The following is a 22653-nucleotide window of genomic DNA, read 5'->3' as shown; positions in this document are numbered from 1 at the left end:
ATGACGGATTCCTCCTCCGCCGCCAAGGTCGTCGATGCCCTGCGCAAAGCGTTGCGGGACAACGAACAACTGAAGAAGCGCAACCAGCAGCTGGAACAGCACGGCCGCGACCCCATCGCGATCGTCGGCATGGGCTGCCGGCTGCCCGGCGGCGCCGACAGCCCCGAGAAGCTGTGGGACCTGCTGGCCGACGGCGGCGACGCCGTCACCTCGTTCCCCGACCGCCCGGGCTGGGAACTCGACTCCCTCGTCGACCCCGACGCCGAGCGGAGCGGCACCACCTACGTCAGCCGCGGCGGGTTCCTGCACGACGCCGACCTGTTCGACGCGGGCTTCTTCGGCATCAGCCCGCGCGAGGCCGTCGCCATGGACCCGCAGCAGCGCCTGCTGCTGGAGGTCGCCTGGGAGACACTCGAACACGCCCGCATCTCACCCGCGTCCCTCCGCGGCACCGCCACCGGCGTGTTCGCGGCCGCCACCGGCCAGGACTACGGGCCCATGGTGAGCCGGTCCGGCATGGAGACCGACGGCTTCCTGGCGACCGGCAGCGCCGGCAGCATCGCCTCCGGACGCATCTCCTACACCCTCGGCCTGGAGGGCCCGGCCGTCACCCTGGACACCGGCTGCTCCTCCACGCTGGTCGCGCTCCACCTCGCGGTCAAGTCGCTGCGTTCGGGGGAGTGCTCCCTCGCCCTGGCCGGCGGCGCCACCCTCATGGCCAGTCCCGCCACCTTCAGCGAGTTCAGCGCGCAGAAGGGCCTCGCCCCCGACGGCCGCTGCAAGCCGTTCTCCGACGACGCCGACGGCACGGCCTGGGGCGAGGGCGTCGGCATGCTGCTCGTCGAACGGCTCTCCGACGCGCGGCGCAACGGGCACCGCGTGCTCGCGGTCGTCCGGGGCACGGCGGTCAACCAGGACGGCGCGTCCAACGGTCTGACGGCGCCCAACGGCGTCTCGCAGCAGCGGGTGATCCGGGAGGCGCTCGGCAACGCGGGCCTCACCCCGGCCGACGTGGACCTCGTGGAGGCGCACGGCACGGGCACCACGCTCGGCGACCCGATCGAGGCGGAGGCCCTGCTCGCCGCCTACGGCAAGGAACGCCCGGAGGGGCGGCCGCTGTGGGTCGGCTCGGTCAAGTCGAACCTCGCCCACACCCAGGGCGCGGCAGGCGCCGCCGGCATCATCAAGAGCATCCTCGCGATGCGGCACGGCGTCATGCCCAAGTCGCTGCACGTCGGCACCCCGTCGACCCACGTCGACTGGTCGGCGGGAGCGGTGGAACTGCTGGCGGAGGAGCGTGCCTGGACGCGTGAGGACGACCGTCCGCGCCGCGCCGGGGTCTCGTCCTTCGGCATGAGCGGCACCAACGCGCACGTGATCCTGGAAGAGCCTCCGGCGGAGACGCCTGCGGACGAGCCCGGTGACACCCCTGAGGCGCTGCCGTGGCTGGTGTCGGCGCGGAGTGCGGCGGGTCTGCGGGGTCAGGCGGCGGCGTTGGCGCCGTTGGCGGGTGGTGACCTCGACCGTGCCGCGGTGGGTTGGTCGTTGCTGTCGACGCGTGCGGTGCTGGAGCACCGTGCGGTGGTGACGGGTGACTTCGCGGCGGGGCTTGCGGCGTTGGCGGAGGGTGAGCCTGCGGACAACGTGGTCTCGGGTGTGTCGGGGCCGGTGGGGCGGGCGGCGTTCGTGTTCCCGGGTCAGGGTGCGCAGTGGGTCGGTATGGGTGCTGATCTGCTGGAGTCTTCCCCTGTCTTCGCTGGGTCGGTGGCCGCGTGTGAGGCGGCGATGTCCGCGCATGTGGACTGGTCGCTGACGGCTGTTCTGCGTGGTGAGGAGGGGTCGCCGTCGTTGGAGCGGGTGGATGTGGTGCAGCCTGCGTCGTTCGCGGTGATGGTGTCTCTTGCGGCGTTGTGGCGGTCGTACGGGGTGGAGCCTGCCGCGGTGATCGGGCATTCGCAGGGGGAGATCGCTGCCACGTGTGTGGCGGGGATTCTCTCGTTGGAGGACGCGGCGCGCATCGTGTGTCTGCGGAGCAGGGCGATCGCGGAGATCGCGGGCTCCGGTGGCATGGCGTCGGTGGCCGTCCCGGCCGAGCGTGCGGAGGAGCTGATCGCTCCGTTCGAGGGCCGTGTCTCGGTGGCCGCTGTCAACGGGCCTGCGCAGGTGGTGGTTTCGGGTGAGGCCACGGCGCTGGATGAGCTGGGCGTGGTGTGTGAGCGTGAAGAGGTCCGCTTCCGGCGTGTGGCGGTGGACTATGCCTCCCATTCGGCGGCGATGGAGGAGCTGAAGGACGCCCTTGCCGCCGCTCTCGTAGGCGTGACGCCGCAGGCGGGCAGTGTGCCTCTGATGTCGACGGTGTCGGCGGAGTTCGTGGATCCGCTCGCCATGGATGCCGACTACTGGTTCACGAATCTGCGGCAGCGGGTGCGGTTCTCGGAGGGCGTCGCGAAGTTGGCGTCTGAGGGTTTCGGTGTGTTCGCGGAGATGTCCTCGCACCCGGTGATGACCTCGGCGGTGGAGGCGACGGTGGACGCGATGGGCGGTGAATCCGCTGTGGTGACAGGCTCGTTGCGCCGTGAGGACGGCGGCCTGGACCGGTTCCTCGCCGGGCTCGCCGCGATCTGGGTGCGCGGAGCGCATGTGGACTGGACGGTCGCCTTCGGCGACACCCCGCCGCCGACCGTGGACCTGCCCACCTACGCCTTCCAGCGCCAGTCGTACTGGCCGACGTTCGCCACGCCGGAGGACGCCTCCGGTTCCGACGGTGCCGGCAGTGTGGTGGACGCCGAGTTCTGGGCGGCGGTCGAGCGCGGCGACGCCGCAGCGCTGGCGACGACGCTGGACACCGACACCTCCGTTCTCGATCCGCTGATGCCGGCCCTGGCGGGCTGGCACCGGCAGCAGCAGGAGCAGAACACCACCGACGGCTGGCGCTACGAGGTGAAGTGGCGGCCGCGAGGCCGCATCGACGCCGCTCCGGCCCTCTCCGGCACCTGGCTCGTCGCACTGCCCGATGCCGTGGCGGACTCCGCGCACGCCGTCGCCGTGACGGACGCGCTCGCCGCACACGGCGCAGACGTGCACACCCTCACGCTCACCGACGAGGAGGCCGCCGACCGCGAGGTGCTCGCCTCGCGCCTGCGGGACGTTCCCGAGGTCGCAGGCGTGCTCTGTCTCAGCGCCCTGGACGAACGGCCCCACCCCGTCTCGCCCGCCACCGCGACGGGGCTCGCCGGCCTGCTGGCGCTCGTCCAGGCACTCGGCGACGCCGACGTGGACGCACCCCTGTGGATCGCCACCTCCGGCGCCGTCGGCATCGGCCCGTCCGACCCGCAGCGCAGCCGCGTCCAGGCGGCCGTCTGGGGATTCGGCCGCGTCGTCGGCCTCGAACACCCGGAACGCTGGGGCGGCCTGGTCGACCTGCCCGCGCGGCTCGACGCACGCGGCGCGGAACGGCTCGCGGCGCTGCTGGCCGACGGGGGAGAGGACCAGATCGCGCTGCGCGACTCCGGGGCCTTCGTGCGCCGGCTGGTGCACGCCCGGCCCGCCGCCCGCGACACCTCCCGCACGTGGCAGCCGCACGGCACGGTCCTCGTCACCGGCGGAACCGGCGGCATCGGTTCCGCCGCCGCCCGCTGGCTCGCCCACCAGGGCGTCGACCACCTCGTCCTCACCGGCCGACGCGGTGCGGACGCCCCCGGCGCGGCCGAACTCCAGGCGGAGCTGGCCGAACTGGGCGTCGGTGTCACGCTCGTCGCGTGCGACGTCGCCGACCGCGACGCGCTCGCGGGCGCCCTCGACGCCGTGCCCGACGCACACCCGCTGACCGCCGTCCTGCACGCCGCGGGCGTGGGCCAGTTCCAGCAGCTCGCCGACACCGGCCTGAGCGACCTGAGCGACGTCCTGCGGGCCAAGGTGCTCGGAGCGCTCCACCTCGACGACCTGCTCGGCGACCGCGACCTCGACGCGTTCGTGCTCTTCTCCTCCAACGCGGGCGTCTGGGGCAGCGGCGGGCAGGCCGCTTACGCCGCTGCGAACGCCTTCCTCGACGCCTTCGCCGAGGACCGGCGCCTCCGCGGGCGCACGGCCACCTCCGTGGCCTGGGGCGCCTGGGGTGAAACGGGCATGGCGGCCGACGCCGGCATGGCCCAGCACCTCCAGGCCCGCGGCATCCTGTCGATGGAACCGGAACTCGCCCTCGCCGCGCTGCGCGGCGCCGTCGAGCGGGACGAGACCTGCGCGGTCGTCGCCGACATGGACTGGGCACGCTTCGCCAAGGGATTCACCGCCGCCCGCCCCCGACCGCTGCTGAACGAACTGCCCGCGGTCCAACTGGCCCAGGAGCCCGAGAACGGTCCCGCCGGGGCGGCCGACGAGGACGGCGGTGTGCTGCGCAGCCGCCTCGGCGGCCGGTCGCCGGCCGAACAGCTCCGCGAACTGGTGGGCCTGGTGCGCACGCACGCCGCCGCCGTGCTGGGCCACGCCGACGCGGACGGCATCGAGGACGGCCGCGCGTTCCGCGAACTCGGCTTCGACTCGCTGACCGCCGTCGAACTGCGCAACCGGCTCAGCTCCGTGACCGGTCTGCGGCTGCCCGCCACGCTGGTGTTCGACCACGCCCAGCCGCGCCGGCTCGCCGCCCACCTCCGCGACGAGCTGTTCGGCGGGGACGCGGCGGAGGACGTCGTCGCCGGACAGGTCTCCGCCGTCGACGAGTCCCTCGCCATCGTCGGTATGAGCTGCCGGTTCCCCGGCGACGTGCGGTCGCCCGACGACCTGTGGCGCCTGCTCGAACGGGGCGGCGACGCCCTGTCGCCCTTGCCCGCCGACCGCGGCTGGCCGACGGCCGTCGGCGGCGTGCGCGAGGGCGGATTCGTGGACGACGCGTCCGGCTTCGACGCCGCGTTCTTCGGCATGAGCCCCCGCGAGGCGCTGGCGACGGACCCGCAGCAGCGTCTGCTGCTGGAAGCCTCCTGGGAGGCCCTGGAGCACGCCGGAATCGACCCCGCGTCGCTGCGCTCCACGCCGACCGGTGTCTTCGTGGGCTGCAACAACATGGGGTACGGCGGCGGGCCGGACATCCCCGAGGACGTGCAGGGCCACCTGCTGATCGGCAACGCCACCAGCGTCGTCTCCGGCCGCGTCGCCTACACCCTCGGCCTGGAAGGGCCCGCCGTCACGCTGGACACGGCGTGCTCTTCGTCGCTGGTCGCACTGCACTGGGCGTCCCGTTCGCTCAACTCCGGCGAGTCCTCCATGGCGCTGGTCGGCGGTGTCGCGGTGATGGCGACTCCGGGCAGCTTCACCGAGTTCGGTCGCCAGGGCGGGCTGGCCGGCGACGGCCGGTGCAAGGCGTTCTCCGACGACGCCGACGGCACCGGCTGGGGCGAGGGCGTCGGCATCCTCGTCCTGGAACGGCTCTCCGACGCCCGCAGGAACGGCCACCGGGTGCTGGCCGTCGTCAAGGGCTCCGCGATCAACCAGGACGGCGCCTCCAACGGACTGGCCTCCCCGAGCGGCCCCGCGCAGCAGCGGGTCATCCGGCAGGCGCTGGCCAACGCGGGCGTGACCGCCGCCCAGGTGGACCTCGTGGAGGCGCACGGCACGGGCACCTCGCTGGGCGACCCGATCGAGGCGCACGCCCTGCTCGCGACGTACGGGCAGGACCGGGAGGACGGCCGTCCCGCCTGGCTCGGCTCGGTCAAGTCCAACCTCGCGCACACCCAGGCCGCCGCGGGCGTGGCCGGAGTCATCAAGGCCGTGCTGGCGCTCCGCCACGGCATCATGCCGAAGACCCTGTACGCGGACACCCCGTCGTCACAGGTGGACTGGTCCGCCGGAGCCGTGCAACTGCTGACCGAGCCCCGTGAGTGGGCACCGACCGGCCGTCCGCGGCGTGCCGGCGTGTCCTCGTTCGGCATCAGCGGCACCAACGCGCACGTCATCGTGGAGGAGGCCCCCGCCGAGACCGGCGACGCCGCCCCGGCGGCGCCCGCCGGCGGGCCGGTGGAGCTGCCGCTGATACCGCTGCCGGTGTCCGCCAAGACCCCCACCGCGCTGGCACGCCAGGGCGAACGGCTGCTCGCCGCCGTCCCGGACCGGCCGGCCCTCGACGTCGCGCTCTCCCTCGCCACCACCCGGGCCGGCCTGGACCGGCGCGCCGTGGTGCTGGGCGCCGATGCGGCCGGAATCCGCAGCGGGCTCGGGGCCCTGGCGGCCGGCGAAGCGTCACCGGCCGTCGTCTCCGACCGGACGCGTGCCGGGCTGACCGGCTTCGTGTTCTCCGGCCAGGGAGGTCAGCGTGCCGGCATGGGCCGTGAACTGGCCGGGACCTTCCCGGTGTTCGCCTCCGCCCTGGACGAGGTGTGCGCGCACTTCGACGGCCTGCTGGACCGTCCGCTGCGCGAGGTGATGTTCGACGATCCGGACGGCCTGCTGCGGCAGACGGGCTGGGCGCAGCCCGCGCTGTTCGCGGTCGAGGTGGCGCTGTTCCGCCTGGCCCAGTCCTGGGGCCTGGAACCGGACTACCTGGCGGGTCACTCCGTCGGCGAGTTCGCCGCCGCGCACGCGGCCGGAGCGCTGTCGCTGGAGGACGCCTGCGCGCTGGTCGCCGCCCGTGCGTCGCTGATGCAGGCGCTGCCCGAGGGCGGTGCCATGTGGGCGGTGCGCGCCACGCCTGAGGAGGTCGAACCGCACCTGGTGGACGGCGCGTCGCTGGCCGTGGTCAACGCGCCCGGCCAGGTCGTCGTGTCCGGGACCCGGGAGGCCGTGGAACAGGTCGCGGCCGTGCTGGAGGAGGGGCGGCAGTCGCGGTGGCTGGAGGTCAGCCACGCCTTCCACAGCCCCCTGATGGACCCGATGCTGGAGGACTTCGCCCGCGCCGCGGCGGAGATCGACCACCGGCGTCCGCGTGTCCCCGTCGTCTCCACGCTCACCGGCGAGCCGGTCGAGGAGTTCACCGCCGGCTACTGGGTGGACCAGCTGCGCGGGACCGTCCGGTTCGCCGACGCCGCCGCACGGCTGGCGGACGAAGGCGTCACCCGGTTCCTCGAACTCGGACCCGACGCCGCCCTGGTGGGCGCCGTCGAGGAGACCTGCGCGGACGGCGTCCTGGCGGTGCCGCTGCTGCGCCGTGACAAGCCCGAGCCGCACACCGCGATCACCGCCCTGGCCCGTCTGTGGGCGCACGGCGGCGACGCGGACTGGTCCGCGTTCTTCGCCCCCACGGGCGCACGCGTCACCGACCTGCCCACCTACCCCTTCGAGCACCAGCCGTACTGGCTCAGGGGCTGGGCCTCGCAGGGCCCGGACGCCGCCGACGGCTGGCGCTACCGGGTCGACTGGCAGCCGGTCACCGCTGCCTCCGGCACCGGGCCCGCCGGACGCCGTCTCGTGCTGTCCCAGGGAGACGACCCGGCGGCCCGCGCACTGGCCGACGCGCTCACCGCCCACGGCGCACAGCCCGTGCCCGTCACCCTCGACCCCGCCGCGGACCGGGAGGCGCTCACGGCGCTCCTCGCGGCACACACCGGCGTCGACGGCGTCCTCTTCCTGTCCGGCCCCGCGCGGACCGGCGGACCGGACACCGCACCCGTCGAGGCCGCGGCCGACGTCGTCCGCGCCCTGGGCGACGCCGGGATCACCGCCCCGCTGTGGTGCGTCACCCGCGGCGCCGTCGCGACGACCCGCACCGACGCACCGCCGCGTCCCGAACTGGCCGCCGTCTGGGGCCTCGGACGGGTCGCCGGGCTCGAACACCCCGACCGCTGGGGCGGGCTCGCCGACCTGCCGGCCGACCCCACCCCGCAGGACCTCGACCGGCTGCTCGCCGTCCTCGCCTCCGGCGGCGAGGACCAGATCGCCGTACGCGCCGACGGGGTGTACGCCCGCCGCCTCGTGCGCGGCGACGCACCCGCGCAGGCCGACGCCGACACGACGCCGGCGCTGTCCGGCACCGTCCTGCTGACCGGCGGCACCGGCGCGCTGGGCGCCCACGTCGCCCGCTGGGCCGCCGAACACGGGGCCGAGCACCTCGTGCTGCTCAGCCGGCGCGGCCCCGACGCCCCCGGCGCCGACGCCCTCCGCGAGGAACTCGAGGCCGCCGGCGCCCGGGTGATGCTCGCCGCCTGCGACGCCGCCGACCGTGCCGCGCTCACCGCGCTGCTGGACCGGCTCGACGGCGACGGCGTCACCGTCGACGCCGTCGTCCATGCCGCCGGCGTCGTCGACGACGCCCTGCTGCACACCATGACCGCGGACCAGCTCGCCGCCATGTGGTCGGCCAAGGCCACGGCCGCCCGCCACCTGGACGAGCTGTTCACCGGACGCGACCTCTCCGCGTTCGTGCTGTTCTCCTCGCTGGCCGGCCTGCTGGGGTCGGTCGGTCAGGCCGGATACGCCGCCGCCAACGCCTACCTGGACGCGCTCGCCGAACGCCGAGCCGCCGACGGCCTCCCGGCACTGTCCGTGGCCTGGGGCCCGTGGGCCGGCGACGGCATGGCCGCCGACGTCTCCGGCGAGGCGATGCGCCACAGCGGACTCGCGCCCATGGCCCCGGAACCCGCCCTGGCCGCGCTCGGCCGGGCGCTCACCGGTCAGGACGCGCACACCGCCGTCGCGGACGCCGACTGGAACCGCGTGGCCGCCGGACGGGACGCGGCCGGCCGTGTCCCGCTGCTGACCGCACTCCTCGACCCCGCCGTCCCCGCCGACGGGGAGGGGGCGACCGCGCCCGAGGAGACCGCCGCGCTGCGGCGCGAAGTGCGGGCCCTGGCACCGGCCGCACGGCACTCCGCCGTACTGGAGGCCGTCCGCACGGAAGCCGCGGCCGCCCTCGGCCACCCGTCGATCGAGCCCGTGCAGCCCGACGCCCCGCTCTCCGACCTCGGCTTCGACTCGCTGCTCGCCCTCGACCTCCGCGGCCGCCTGATCGCCCTCACCGGACTCGCGCTCCCGGCCACGCTGGCCTTCGACCACCCGACCCCGGAAGCGCTCGCCGGCCACCTGCTGGACGAGATGTGCGGCACGGACCCGGCCGTGGAGACCGCGCCGACCACCGCGCCGCGGCCGGCGGACGACGAACCGCTCGCCGTCGTCAGCATGAGCTGCCGCTTCGCCGGCGGGCTGGAGACCCCCGAGGACCTGTGGCGGCTGCTGGCCGACGGCGCGGACGCCATCAGGGCGTTCCCGGAGGACCGCGGCTGGGACACCGCCTCCCTCTACCACCCGGACCCGGACCACCCCGGCACCTCCTACACCCGCGAGGGCGGATTCCTGCAGGGCGTCGCCGAGTTCGACGCCGAACTGTTCGGCATCAACCCGCGCGAAGCCCTGGCGATGGACCCGCAGCAGCGGCTGCTGATGGAGTGCTCCTGGGAGGCGTTCGAGCGCGCGGGCATCGACCCCCGCTCGGTGCGCGGCAGCCAGGTCGGCGTGTTCGCCGGCACCAACGGCCAGGACTACCCGGCCGCGTTGCACGAGTCCGACGAGAACGTCGCCGGCTACCTGGCCACGGGCAGCTCCGCCAGCGTGTTCTCCGGGCGCGTGGCGTACGCCTTCGGCCTGGAGGGCCCGGCGGTCACCGTCGACACCGCGTGCTCGGCGTCCCTGGTGGCCCTGCACCTGGCGGCGCAGGCCCTGCGGTCCGGCGAGTGCGACGCCGCCCTCGTGGGCGGCGCCAGCGTGATGAGCACCCCGGGCGCCTTCCTGGAGTTCAGCCGTCAGCGCGCGCTGTCCCCCGACGGCCGGTGCAAGGCGTTCTCCGACGACGCCGACGGCACCGGCTGGGGCGAGGGCGCCGGCGTCGTGCTCGTGGAACGCCTGTCCGACGCCCGCCGCAAGGGCCACCCGGTGCTGGCCGTCCTGCGCGGCAGCGCCGTCAACCAGGACGGCGCCTCCAACGGGCTGACCGCCCCGAACGGCGCCGCCCAGCAGCGCGTCATCCGCAAGGCCCTGGCCGCCGCCGGACTCGGCACCGGCGACGTCGACGCGGTGGAGGCGCACGGCACCGGCACCACGCTGGGCGACCCCATCGAGGCCCAGGCCCTCCTGGCCACCTACGGCCGCGACCGCGCACCGGACCGCCCGCTGTGGCTGGGCTCGGTGAAGTCCAACCTGGGCCACACCCAGGCCGCCGCGGGTCTGGCGGGCGTCATCAAGATGGTGCTGGCGCTCCAGCACGGCACCCTGCCCCGGACCCTGCACGTGTCCGCGCCCAGCAGCCACGTGGACTGGGGCGACGGCGCCGTCCGCCTGCTCACCGAGCAGCAGACCTGGCCCGCGTACGGCCGGCCGCGGCGCGCCGCCGTGTCCGCGTTCGGCGTCAGCGGCACCAACGCCCACGTCGTCCTCGAGGAGGCACCCGCGCCCGAACCGGTCGCGGCGCCCGCCGAGGAGCCCGTCGCGCCGGAGGGGAGCGCGACGGCGGGGGTCGCGCCGGCCGTCGTGCCGTGGACGGTGTCCGGCGCGACCCCCGAGGCCCTCGCCGCCCAGGCCGACCGCCTGCTGTCCGCCGCCACCGCCCGCGCCGGGCACTGGGACGTCGCCGACGTCGCGCGGTCGCTGGCCGCCGGCCGGGCGGCCCTGGACCGGCGGGCCGCCGTCGTCGGCGCCGGCCACGACGAACTGGCCGCCGGACTCGCCGCCCTCGCGGCCGGCCGGGAAGCCCCGCAGGTCGTCACCGGAACCGCCGGCGCGCCCGGCAGGACCGTGTTCGTCTTCCCCGGCCAGGGCGCCCAGTGGGTCGGCATGGCCACCGAACTCGCCGACGCCTCACCGGTTTTCGCCGCGAAGCTCGCCGACTGCGAGGCTGCGCTCGGCGAGTTCACCGACTGGTCGCTGAGCGAGGTGCTGCGCGGCGAGCCCGGCGCGCCGACGTTCGACCGCGTGGACGTCGTACAGCCCGCGCTGTTCGCCGTGATGGTGTCCCTCGCCGCACTGTGGCGCTCCTCCGGCGTGCACCCGCACGCCGTGGTCGGCCACTCCCAGGGCGAGATCGCCGCCGCCTGCGTCGCCGGGGCGCTGTCCCTGCGCGACGCCGCCCGCGTCGTCTGCCTCCGCAGCCAGGCCCTCACCGCGCTCGCCGGGCAGGGCGGCATGGCCTCGCTGATGCTCGCCGAGGAACCGGCCCGCGCACTCCTCGCCGGTTACGAGGGACGCCTCTTCGTCGCCGCCGTCAACGGCCCGGGCTCCGTCGTCGTCTCCGGCGAGGCCGACGCCCTCGACCGGCTGCAGGGCGACTGCGCCGAGCGGGAGATCCGCATCCGCCGCATCCCGGTGGACTACGCGTCCCACTCGGCCCACGTCGACCGCATCCGCGAGGAGCTGGCCACCGCGCTGGCCCCGACCGTGGCCCGGCGGCCCGAGACCCCGATGCTGTCCACCGTCACCGGCGGGTGGATCGAGGAGGGCGACGTCGACGCGGACTACTGGTTCCGCAACCTGCGGCAGCCCGTCCTGCTCCACCCCGCCGTCCGCGACCTGGCCGACCAGGGCCACCGCACGTACCTGGAGATGAGCCCGCACCCCGTCCTCACCGTGCCCGTCCAGGAAACCCTCGACGACCTGGCCGTCACCGCCGGGCGGGTCTTCGTCGGCGGCTCGCTGCGCCGCGACGAGGGCGGGCCGCGCCGCTTCACCACCTCGCTCGCCGAGGCGTACGTCACCGGTGTGGACGTCGACTGGACGGCCGTCCTCGGCGACGTCCGCCCGACCCCCGTGGACCTGCCCACGTACGCCTTCCAGCGCCGCACCTTCTGGCCCGGCGCCGCCACCGCCGCCGCCGAACCGGCCGGCGGCGCCGACCCGGTCGACGGCGCGTTCTGGAAGGACGTCGAGGGCGAGAACGCCGAAGGTCTCGCCGACGCGCTCGGCCTCGCGCCGGACGCCCTCACCGACGTGCTGCCCGCGCTGGCCCGCTGGCGCCGCACCCGCCGGGACGCGGCCTCGCTCGACGCCTGGCGCTACCGCATCGCCTGGCGCCCGCTCACCGGCCGCCGGCCGCAGCAGCTCGCCGGCACCTGGCTGCTGCTCGCCCCGGCGTCGTGCGACCCGGCCTGGCGCGACGCCGTCGCACGGGCCCTGGACGTGCCCGGCGTCGACGTGCGGACCGTCGACGTCGACGCGGCCAGCGCCACCCGCGACGCGCTCGCGGAGCTGCTGCGGCAGCACACGCCGCAGGACGGCCCGGCCCGCGGGGTCCTGTCGCTGCTCGGCCTGCACGAGGAACCCCACCCCGCACACCCGGCGGTCCCCGGCGGCCTGGCGGCCACACTGCTGCTCGCCCAGGCCGCCGCCGAACTCGGGCTGAAGACGCCGCTGTGGCACGCCACCCGGAACGCGGTGACCGCCACCGAGGCCGACCGCCTCGACGGCACCGCCCAGGGCCAGCTGTGGGGCCTGGGCCGGGTGCTCGGGCTGGAGGACGTCGACCGCTGGGGCGGCCTCGTCGACCTGCCCGCCGACCTCGACGAGCAGGCCGCCGGCCGGCTGCGCCACGTCCTCGCGGACACCGGCGGCGAGGACCAGGTCGCCGTACGCAGGGGCGGCGTCCACGCCCGGCGGCTCGTGCACGCTCCCCTCGGCGACCTGCCGGCGCGGCGCGACTGGAAGACCGGCGGCACCGCCCTGGTCACCGGCGGAACCGGCGGCATCGGCGCACACGTCGCCCGCTGGCTGGCCGCCGCCGGAGCCGAGCACCTGGTGCTCACCAGCAGGCGGGGCGCAGACGCCCCGGGCGCCGGGGCACTGCGCGACGACCTGACCGCGCTCGGCGTCCGGGTCACCGTCGCCGCCTGCGACGTCGCGGACCGCGACGCCGTGGCCGCCCTGCTCGCGGGGCTGCGCGAGGACGGCGAGACGCTGCGGACGGTCGTGCACGCGGCCGGCGTGGTGCAGGCCACCGCGATGCCGGAGATGACCCTCGGCGAGTTCCAGCAGGTGGCCGCGGCCAAGGCACTCGGCGCCGCCCACCTGGACGCGCTGCTCGGCGACGCCCAGCTGGACGCCTTCGTGCTGTTCTCCTCGAACGCCGGTGTGTGGGGCAGCGGCGGCCAGGGCGCGTACGCCGCGGCCAACGCCTCCCTCGACACCCTGGCCCAGCACCGCCGGCAGCGCGGCCTCACCGCCACCTCCGTCGCCTGGGGCGCCTGGGGCGGCGGCGGCATGGCCGCCGACCCGGGCGCCGAGGAACACCTGCGCCGCCGCGGCGTGCTGACCATGCCGCCGGAGCGCGCGCTGGCCGCCCTGACGAAGGCGCTGGAACACGACGAGACGGCGCTGGCCGTCGCGGACGTGGACTGGGAGCGCTTCGCACCCAGCTTCACCGCCGCGCGCGCCCGGCCGCTGCTCGACGAGCTGCCCGCCGTGCGGCGGGCCCTGCGGGAGGACGGCCCGGACGGCCCCGCCGGCGGCGAGACCGCGGACGCGGGCACCGGGCAGGCCGAACGCCTCCGGGCCATGCCGGCGGCCGAACGCGACGCCGCCCTCTTCGACCTCGTACGGGACGCCGTCGCCGCCGTTCTCGGCCACGACGGTGGGCGGGCGGTCGACGCCGGCCGGGCCTTCAAGGACCTCGGATTCGACTCGCTGACCTCCGTCGAACTGCGCAACCGGCTCACCGCAGCCACCGGGATCCAGCTGCCCGCGACGCTGGTCTTCGACCACCCGACACCCCTCGATCTGACGACCCTCCTGTGCGGAGAATTCGCAGGTGAGGGGCAGGAAGAGGAGTCCCCGGAGCAGGTCGTGATGCAGGGTCTGGACAAGATCGAGGCGGAAATTTCAGCTCTTTCCCCAGACCACGACCTCGACGCCCTTCAGGAGAGGTTGCGGAGCCTAATCTCCCGGGTGGGCGACAGGCAGTCCGTCGACACCGACGTGCCCGTGACCCGGCAGCTGGAAACAGCCTCCGACGACGAGCTGTTCGATTTCATCCACCGGGAGTTCGGTAAGTAGGTCCTCTCCAGCCAGGAGCGTCCTCGCACCGACTTCCGCGGCGACGCCGACAGGAGACGGTCCGTAAGTGAACGAGGACAAGCTTCGCGATTACCTCAAGTGGACGACGGCCGACCTCCACAAGACCCGTCAACGCCTGCGTGAGGTGGAGGAAGCCGCCCGGGAGCCCATCGCGATCGTCTCGATGAGCTGCCGCTACCCGGGCGGCGTCCGTTCCGCGGAGGACCTGTGGCGCCTCGTCGCCGACGGCGTCGACGCCATGGGCGGCGTGCCCCTGGACCGTGGCTGGGACGTCGACGGCGTCGTGCCCGGTGTCGACGCCGACACGGTCGGCGGCTTCGTCGACGACGCCACCGAGTTCGACGCCGGGCTGTTCGGCATCGCGCCGCGCGAGGCCCTGGCGATGGACCCGCAGCAGCGCATGCTGCTCGAGGTGGCCTGGGAGGCCCTCGAGCGCGGCGGCATCGCCCCGCTGTCCCTCAAGGGCGAGCGCGTCGGCGTCTGGGTCGGCGGCGCCCCCTCCGGCTACGACGTCGTCGTCACCGGCGAGGAGGGCGTCGACGGCTACGTCATGACCGGCAGCTCCGGCAGCGTGCTGTCCGGCCGCGTCTCCTACGCGCTGGGCCTGGAAGGGCCCGCGGTCACCGTCGACACGGCCTGCTCGTCGTCCCTGGTCGCCCTGCACCAGGCGGCGCACGCGCTGCGGTCCGGCGAGTGCTCCCTCGCCCTGGCCGGCGGCGTGACCGTGATGTCGACGCCGGGCGCGTTCGTGGAGTTCGCCCGGCAGGGCGGCCTCGCCACCGACGGCCGGTGCAAGGCGTTCTCCGACGACGCCGACGGCACCGGCTGGGGCGAAGGCGCCGGCGTGCTGGTGCTGGAACGTCTCTCCGACGCCCGGAAGAACGGGCACCGCGTGCTGGCCGTGGTCCGCGGCTCCGCCGTCAACCAGGACGGCGCGTCCAACGGCCTGACCGCGCCGAACGGCCCGTCGCAGCAGCGCGTCATCCGCCAGGCCCTCGCGGGGGCCGGCCTGACCGCGGCCGACGTGGACGCCGTCGAGGCGCACGGCACCGGCACCTCGCTGGGTGACCCCATCGAGGCGCAGGCGATCCTCGCGACGTACGGCAAGGGCCGAGCCGAGGACCGGCCGCTGTGGCTGGGGTCGGTCAAGTCCAACATCGGTCACACGCAGGCCGCGGCGGGCGTCGCCGGCGTCATCAAGATGGTCCTCGCGATGCGGAACGGGCTGCTGCCCCGGACCCTGCACGTCGGCGAGCCGTCCACGCACGTCAACTGGGCGGCCGGCGACGTACGCCTGCTCGACGAACAGCGGCCCTGGGCCGCCGAGGGGGACCGCCCGCTGCGGGCCGGAGTCTCCGCGTTCGGCGTGAGCGGCACGAACGCGCACGTGATCCTCGAACAGGCCCCGGCACCGGCCGACGACGACACCGCCGAGCCGGAGACCCCGACCGCCCCGCCGACGGCGCTGCCCGTGGTGCCGTGGACGCTGTCCGGGAAGACCGAGGCGGCCCTGCGCGAGCAGGCAGCCCGGCTCCTTGCCGTCACCGACGGCCTGTCCGGCGCCGACGTCGGCCTGTCGCTCGGCACCACCCGCTCCGGGCTGGACCACCGCGCCGTGGTGCTCGGCGGCGACGCGACCGCACTCCGCGCCGGACTGGAGGCGCTGGCGACCGGTGCGCCGTCACCGGACGTCGTCCGCGACGCGGCGGAAGCCGGGCGTACGGCGTTCGTGTTCTCGGGGCAGGGTGGTCAGCGGGCGGGGATGGGGCGTGAACTCGCGGCTGCGTTCCCGGTGTTCGCGGAGGCGCTGGGGGAGGTGTGTGCGCACTTCGAGGGTCTGCGTGAGGTGATGTTCGAGGACGTGGACGGTGTGCTGCGGCAGACGGGGTGGGCGCAGCCCGCGTTGTTCGCGGTGGAGGTGGCGCTGTTCCGTCTCGTCACGTCCTGGGGCGTGAAGCCCGACTACCTCGTGGGCCATTCGGTGGGTGAACTGGCCGCCGCGCACGTCGCCGGGGTGCTGTCGCTGGAGGACGCCTGTGCGCTGGTGAAGGCGCGGGCGTCGTTGATGCAGGCGCTGCCGGAGGGCGGCGCGATGTGGGCCGTCCGTGCCACGCCGGAGGAGGTCGAACCGCACCTCGTCGAGGGCGTCTCGGTCGCCGCCGTGAACGCCCCCGGCCAGGTCGTCGTCTCCGGTGCCCGGGATGCCGTGGAGCAGGTCGCCGCTGCGTTGGGGGAGGGGCGGCAGTCGCGGTGGCTGGAGGTCAGTCACGCCTTCCACTCCGTCCTGATGGACCCGATGCTGGAGGAGTTCCGCCGCGTCGCGGCAGGCGTCTCCTTCCACCCGGCGCAGACACCGATCGTCTCCACCCACACCGCCCGCCTCATCGAGGAGTTCACCGCCGACTACTGGGTGGACCAGCTGCGCGGCACCGTCCGCTTCGCCGACGCCACGGCACGGGTGAAGTCCCTGGGCGTCTCGCGTTTCGTCGAGATCGGTCCGGACGCCAGTCTCGTCGGCGCCGTCGAGGAAACCTGCGAGGACGACACGCTCGCCCTGTCGCTGCTGCGCCGTGACCGGCCGGAGCCGCGGGCACTCGTCGCGGCCGTCTCCCGCCTCTGGGCGCACGGCCTCCGCGTGGACTGGGACGCGTTCTTCGCTCCGTCGGGCGCCGAGACCGTCGACCTGCCCACGTACGCCTTCCAGCACGAACGCTTCTGGCCCTCGCGGAAGATCGGGATGCCCGCCGAGACCGGCCCGCAAGCCGGCACGGACGCCGGGCTGTGGGACGCCATCGAGCGCGGCGACGCGCAGTCGCTCGCCGCCGAGCTGGGCCTGGGCGACGCCGAGACCTCGTTCGCCGACGCGCTGCCCGCGCTCTCGGCGTGGCGCCGGCGCCGCGAGGAGAACGCCTCGCTCGGGCGGCTGCGCCACCAGGTGTCGTGGTCGCCCGTCGGCCTGACGCCCGGCGCCGTGGTGTCCGGCCGCTGGCTGCTGGTCGAGGCAGCGGGCACGGACGGGCAGTGGGCGGACGCCCTCGCCGGGGAACTGGCCGCGCGCGGGGCCGCGGTGAACCGCCTGCAGCTCGCGGCCTCCGACGTGGACCGCGCGTCGCTGGCCGCACGGCTCGGTGAGTTCGCCGACTGCACGCATATGGTGTCCTTCCTGGCTCTCGACGACGCGGACCACCCGGAACAGCCCGGCCTTCCCGCCGGTCTCGCGGACACGGCCGTGCTGGTGCAGGCCCTCGCGGACGCGGACCTGGACGCCTCGCTGTGGGCGGTGACGTCGGGTGCCGTCTTCGCCGGGCCCGGTGACGCGGTCGCGCACCCCGAACGCGCCGGTGTCTGGGGTCTGGGTCGTGTGGTGGCGCTGGAGGAGCCGGGCCGTTGGGGCGGGCTGGTGGACGTTCCCGAGGCGCCGGAGAAGGGCGCGGTCGGCCGGCTGGCCGAGGTGCTGGCGGGTGCCGCTCCTGGTGAGGACCAGGTCGCGGTGCGCGGCGGCGCGGTGCTGGGGCGTCGGCTTGCGCCTGCCCGGGAGGCGGAGCAGGTGTGGTCGCCGTCGGGGACGGTGCTGGTCACGGGTGGCACGGGTGCGTTGGGCGCGCGGGTGGCCCGGTGGGTGCTGGAGCGTGGTGCCGAGGGTGTGGTGCTGGTCTCCCGTCGGGGCATGGACGCCCCGGGTGCGGCTGAGCTGCGCGACGAGCTGACGCCGCTCGGCCGGGTGGACGTCGTCGCCTGCGACGCGGGTTCCGCCGCCGAACTCGACGCCCTCTTCGACCGGTTCGAGGTGTCGGCGGTCGTGCACTGCGCGGGCGTGCTGGACGACGGTGTGGTGGACGGGATGACCGCCGACCGGTTGGCAGGCGTGTGGTCCGGGAAGGCGGGCGCGGCCTGGAACCTGCACCGGGTCACCGAGGACCGCGAGCTGGACGCGTTCGTGCTGTTCTCCTCGGCGGCCGGTGTGTGGGGCGGTGCCGGGCAGGGCTCTTACGCTGCCGCCAACGCGGCGCTGGACGCGCTGGCCGACCATCGCCGGGCCCGGGGCCTGCCGGCGGCGTCGGTGGCGTGGGGCCCCTGGGCGGAGGGCGGCATGGCCGCCGACGACGTGGTGCAGGCCCGTGCCGAGCGCGGCGGTCTGACCCCGCTCGACCCCGAGATCGCCGTCGGTCTGCTGGACTCCGTCTCCGGCTCCGTGACGATCGCCGACGTCGACTGGACGACGTTCGTCCCCGCCATGACCGCGCTGCGCCCGAACGCCCTGTGGGAGCACGTCGCGCCCGCCGGCACACTGCCGGCCGCCGCCACCCCGGCCGAGGGCGGTCTCCGCGAACGCCTCGCGGGCGCGTCCGCCACCGCCCGCCGGTCGACGGTGACCGAGCTGGTGCGCGGCCAGGTCGCCGCCGTCCTCGGCTTCGCCGAGGGCTCCGCCGTCGGCCTGTCCACGGCGTTCCGCGACCTCGGCGTGGACTCCCTGATGGCGGTCGAACTCCGCAACGGCCTCACGGCCGTGACCGGCCTGAAGCTGCCCGCGACCGTCGTCTTCGACTACCCCTCGGCCGCAGCGCTGACCGACTTCGTGCTGGGCCGTCTCTTCGGCGACGACGACACGGCCCCGTCCGGCCTGCCGGACGCCGCCCCCGCCGCCACCTCCGACGACCCGGTGGTCGTCGTCGGCATGGGCTGCCGCTTCCCCGGTGGCGTGGACACGCCGGAGAGCCTGTGGACCCTGCTGGCCGACGGCGTCGACGCGATGGGCCCCTTCCCCGCCGACCGTGGCTGGGAAGCGCTGAAGGACCGCCTGCTCGGCGACTTCGCCCCCGTGGGCGGCTTCCTCGACGGCGCCGCCGACTTCGACGCGGCACTGTTCGGCATCTCCCCCCGCGAGGCCCTCGCCATGGACCCGCAGCAGCGCATGCTGCTCGAGGTCGCCTGGGAGGCGCTGGAGCGCACCGGCGTCGGACCGCTCTCGCTGCGCGGGCAGCAGGTCGGCGTGTTCGCCGGCACCAACGGCCAGGACTACCCGGCCATGCTCACCCTGTCGGGCGAGACCGCCGACGGCTACGGCAGCACCGGCAGCGCGGGCAGCGTGCTCTCCGGCCGCGTCAGTTACGCGCTCGGACTCGAAGGCCCCGCCGTCACGATCGACACCGCGTGCTCGTCGTCGCTGGTGGCCCTGCACCTGGCCGCGCAGTCCCTTCAGTCCGGTGAGTGCTCCCTCGCCCTCGCGGGCGGCGTCACCGTCATGTCCACCCCCGGTGCCTTCATCGAGTTCTCGCAGCAGGGCGGGCTGTCCGGTGACGGCCGGTGCAAGGCGTTCTCCGACGACGCCGACGGCACCGGCTGGGGCGAGGGCGCCGGCGTGCTGGTGCTGGAACGCCTCTCCGACGCGCGCCGGAACGGCCACCGCGTGCTGGCCCTCGTCAAGGGCACCGCCATGAACCAGGACGGCGCGTCCAACGGCCTGACCGCGCCGAACGGTCCGTCGCAGCAGCGCGTCATCCGCCAGGCGCTCGCCCACGCCGGGCTGACGCCCTCCGAGGTGGACGCCGTCGAGGCGCACGGCACCGGCACCTCGCTCGGCGACCCGATCGAGGCGCACGCCCTGCTCGCCACGTACGGGCGGGACCGAAACGCGGACCGTCCGCTGTGGCTGGGATCGCTCAAGTCCAACATCGGGCACACGCAGGCCGCGGCGGGCGTCGCGGGCGTGATGAAGATGATCCTCGCCCTCCAGCACCGCGCGCTGCCCCGGACTCTGCACGTGGGCGACCCGTCGTCGCACGTGGACTGGACCGAGGGAGCCGTCGAACTGCTCACGGAGGCGCGGGAATGGCCGCGCACGGACACCGCACGGCGCGCGGGCGTCTCGGCGTTCGGTGTCAGCGGCACCAACGCCCACGTGATCCTCGAAGAGGCTCCCGAGGCGGTCGGGCCCCCCGCCGGGGCCGACGGCGACGCGTCACCGGACGTGCTGCCGGCCCTTCCCTGGCTGCTGTCGTCGAAGACCGCCCCGGGCCTCGCCGCCCAGGCGGCCCGGCTGCGGCCCTCCGTCGCGGACCTCACCGCCTGCGACGTCGCGCTGTCCCTGGCGACGACGCGCTCGGGCCTGGAGCACCGCGCGGTGGTGCTCGGCGCCGATGCCGGTGAACTGCTGGACGGCCTGGGGGCGTTGGCCGCCGCCGAGCGGTCACCCTCCGTGGTGTCCGGGCAGACCGGTGACGGCCTGACCGGTTTCGTGTTCTCCGGCCAGGGCGGTCAGCGTGCCGGAATGGGCCGTGAACTGGCCGCGGCCTTCCCGGTGTTCGCCTCGGCCCTGGACGAGGTGTGTGCGGGGTTCGACGGGCTGCTCGAACGGCCGCTGCGCGAGGTGATGTTCGAGGACGCGGATGGTGTGCTGCGGCAGACGGGGTGGGCGCAGCCCGCACTGTTCGCGGTCGAGGTGGCACTGTTCCGCCTCGCCGAGTCGTGGGGAGTGAAGCCCGACTACCTCGTCGGGCACTCCGTCGGCGAACTGGCGGCCGCGCACGTCGCGGGGGTGTTGTCGCTGGCGGACGCGTGCACGCTGGTCGCCGCCCGTGCGTCGCTGATGCAGGCGCTGCCCGAGGGCGGCGCCATGTGGGCGGTGCGCGCCACCCCTGAGGAGGTCGAACCGCACCTGGTGGACGGCGCGTCGATCGCCGCCGTCAACGCCCCCGGCCAGGTCGTCGCCTCCGGCGCCCGCGAGGCCGTCGAGCAGGTCGCGGCCGTGCTGGGGGAGGGGCGGCAGTCGCGTTGGCTGGAGGTCAGCCACGCCTTCCACTCCGTCCTGATGGACCCGATGCTGGAGGACTTCCGCCGCGTCGCCGCAGGCATCACTTACGCGGAGCCGACCCTGCCGGTGGTGTCCACGCTCACCGGTGACCTGGTGGCGGAGTTCACCGCCGACTACTGGGTCGACCAGGTGCGCGGCACCGTCCGCTTCGCCGACGCCGCCGCACGTCTCGCGGAACTCGGCGTCGCCCGCTTCGTCGAACTCGGCCCGGACGCGAGCCTGACCGGAGCCGTCGAGGAGACCTGCGCGGACGGCGTGCTCGCCGTCCCGCTGCTGCGCCGCGACCGGCCGGAGCCGCAGACCACCGTCACCACCCTCGCCCGGCTCTGGGCGCACGGCGGCACCGTCGACTGGGCGGCGTTCCTCGCCCCCACCGGGGCCCGGGTCGTCGACCTGCCCACCTACGCCTTCCAGCGGCAGCGCTACTGGCCGCACGCCGACCGCCTCTCCCCGGAAGCGGCCGGTGCCGGCCGGACCTCCGACGCGGCGTTCTGGGACGTGGTCGCGGGCGGCGACCTGGAGACCTTCCGCACCACCCTCGGCGTCGAGCCCGACGCCCCGCTGTCCGCCGTGCTGTCCGCACTGGAGGGGTGGCAGGAGCGGCAGGACGGCCTCGCCGCCGTCGACGGCCTCAGCTACCGCGTCTCCTGGGCGCCCGCCGGCCCGGTCACGGGCACCCCGGCGACCGGGAACTGGCTGGTCGTCGAATCGGCGGACGCCCCGGAGCCCTGGGCGGACGCCCTCGCCGAAGAGCTGACCGGACGCGGCCCGGACGTGACCCGCCTGCGGCTCACCGCCGCCGACCTCGACCGGGCTGCGCTCACCGAACGGCTGCGGCAGTCCCCCTGCGGCCGCATCGTGTCGTTCCTCGCGCAGGACGAGAGCGACCACCCCGCCCGGCCCGGCGTCCCGTCCGGTCTGGCGGCCACCACCGTCCTCCTCCAGTCCGTCGCGGACTCCGGCCTCGACGCACAGGTCTGGGCCGTGACCTCCGGCGCGGTCTCCACCCGCCCCGACGACGCGCTCACCCACCCCGCCCGCGCCGCCGTGTGGGGCCTGGGACGGGTGGCGGCGCTCGAACTGCCGGACCGCTGGGGCGGTCTGGTGGACCTCCCGCAGCGGCCGGAGCGGCGCCTCACCGCCTCGCTCGCCGACGTGCTGACCGGCGGGGCCGGCGACGAGGACCAGCTCGCGCTGCGCGGCGGCGCCGTACTCGGCCGCCGCCTCGTCCCCGCACGGACGACCGGCCACGCCGACGCCGACGCGTCGTGGACACCGTCCGGCACGGTGCTGGTCACCGGCGGCACCGGCGCCCTCGGCGCCCGCGTCGCCCGCTGGGCCGTCACCCGGGGCGCCCGGCACGTGGCCCTGCTCAGCCGCCGTGGTGCCGACGCGCCGCACGCGGCCGAACTCGCCGCCGAACTGGAGGCGCAGGGCGCCACCGTCACCTTCGCCGCCTGCGACATCGCCGACCGGGACGCCGTCGAAGCCGCCCTGGAACAGATCGAGTCCCAGGGCCCCGAGGTCCGCTCCGTCTTCCACACGGCGGGGCTCGCCCAGGCCGTGCCGCTCCTCGACTCGGGCCTCGACGACCTGGCGTCGGTGACCCTCGCCAAGACCGCCGGCGCCACCCACCTCGACGCCCTGCTCGCCGACCGCGCACTGGACGCGTTCGTCCTCTACTCCTCCATCGCCAGCACCTGGGGGAGCGGCACGCAGAGCGGGTACGCCGCCGCCAACGCATACCTGGACGCCCTCGCCGCGCACCGCCGTTCCCTCGGCCGTACGGCGACGTCCGTCGCCTGGGGGCCGTGGAGCGGCGGCGGCATGGCCGCGCAGGAGGGCGCCGAGGATCACCTGCGCAAGCG

Annotated in this window: 2 protein-coding genes (1 of these 2 running past the window's edge); both read left to right on the top strand. The window is 75.3% G+C overall.

Features of this window, described 5'->3' with window-relative positions:
* Entirely contained in the window at nucleotides 1-13953 is a 13953-nt protein-coding gene (locus RM572_RS02715; RefSeq protein WP_311671618.1) for a type I polyketide synthase, read from the top strand.
* 67 nt (nucleotides 13954-14020) lie between these two features.
* Nucleotides 14021-22653 carry the beginning of a type I polyketide synthase gene (locus RM572_RS02710; protein ID WP_311671617.1) on the top strand. Its footprint extends 15547 nt past the window's final position, so 8633 of the gene's 24180 nt are visible here — the first part of the coding sequence; the start codon lies at nucleotides 14021-14023; its stop codon lies off the right edge, out of view.

This window comes from Streptomyces hazeniae (genome assembly GCF_031845485.1).
Classification (GTDB): domain Bacteria; phylum Actinomycetota; class Actinomycetes; order Streptomycetales; family Streptomycetaceae; genus Streptomyces; species Streptomyces hazeniae.
Note: the sequence above shows the minus strand (reverse complement) of the source record. Positions and strands in the feature narration are given on the sequence as shown.

Bases quoted from the DNA above. Each gene is read 5' to 3' on its own strand.
- RM572_RS02715 (WP_311671618.1), top strand. From the start codon at position 1: ATGACGGATTCCTCCTCCGCCGCCAAGGTCGTCGATGCCCTGCGCAAA.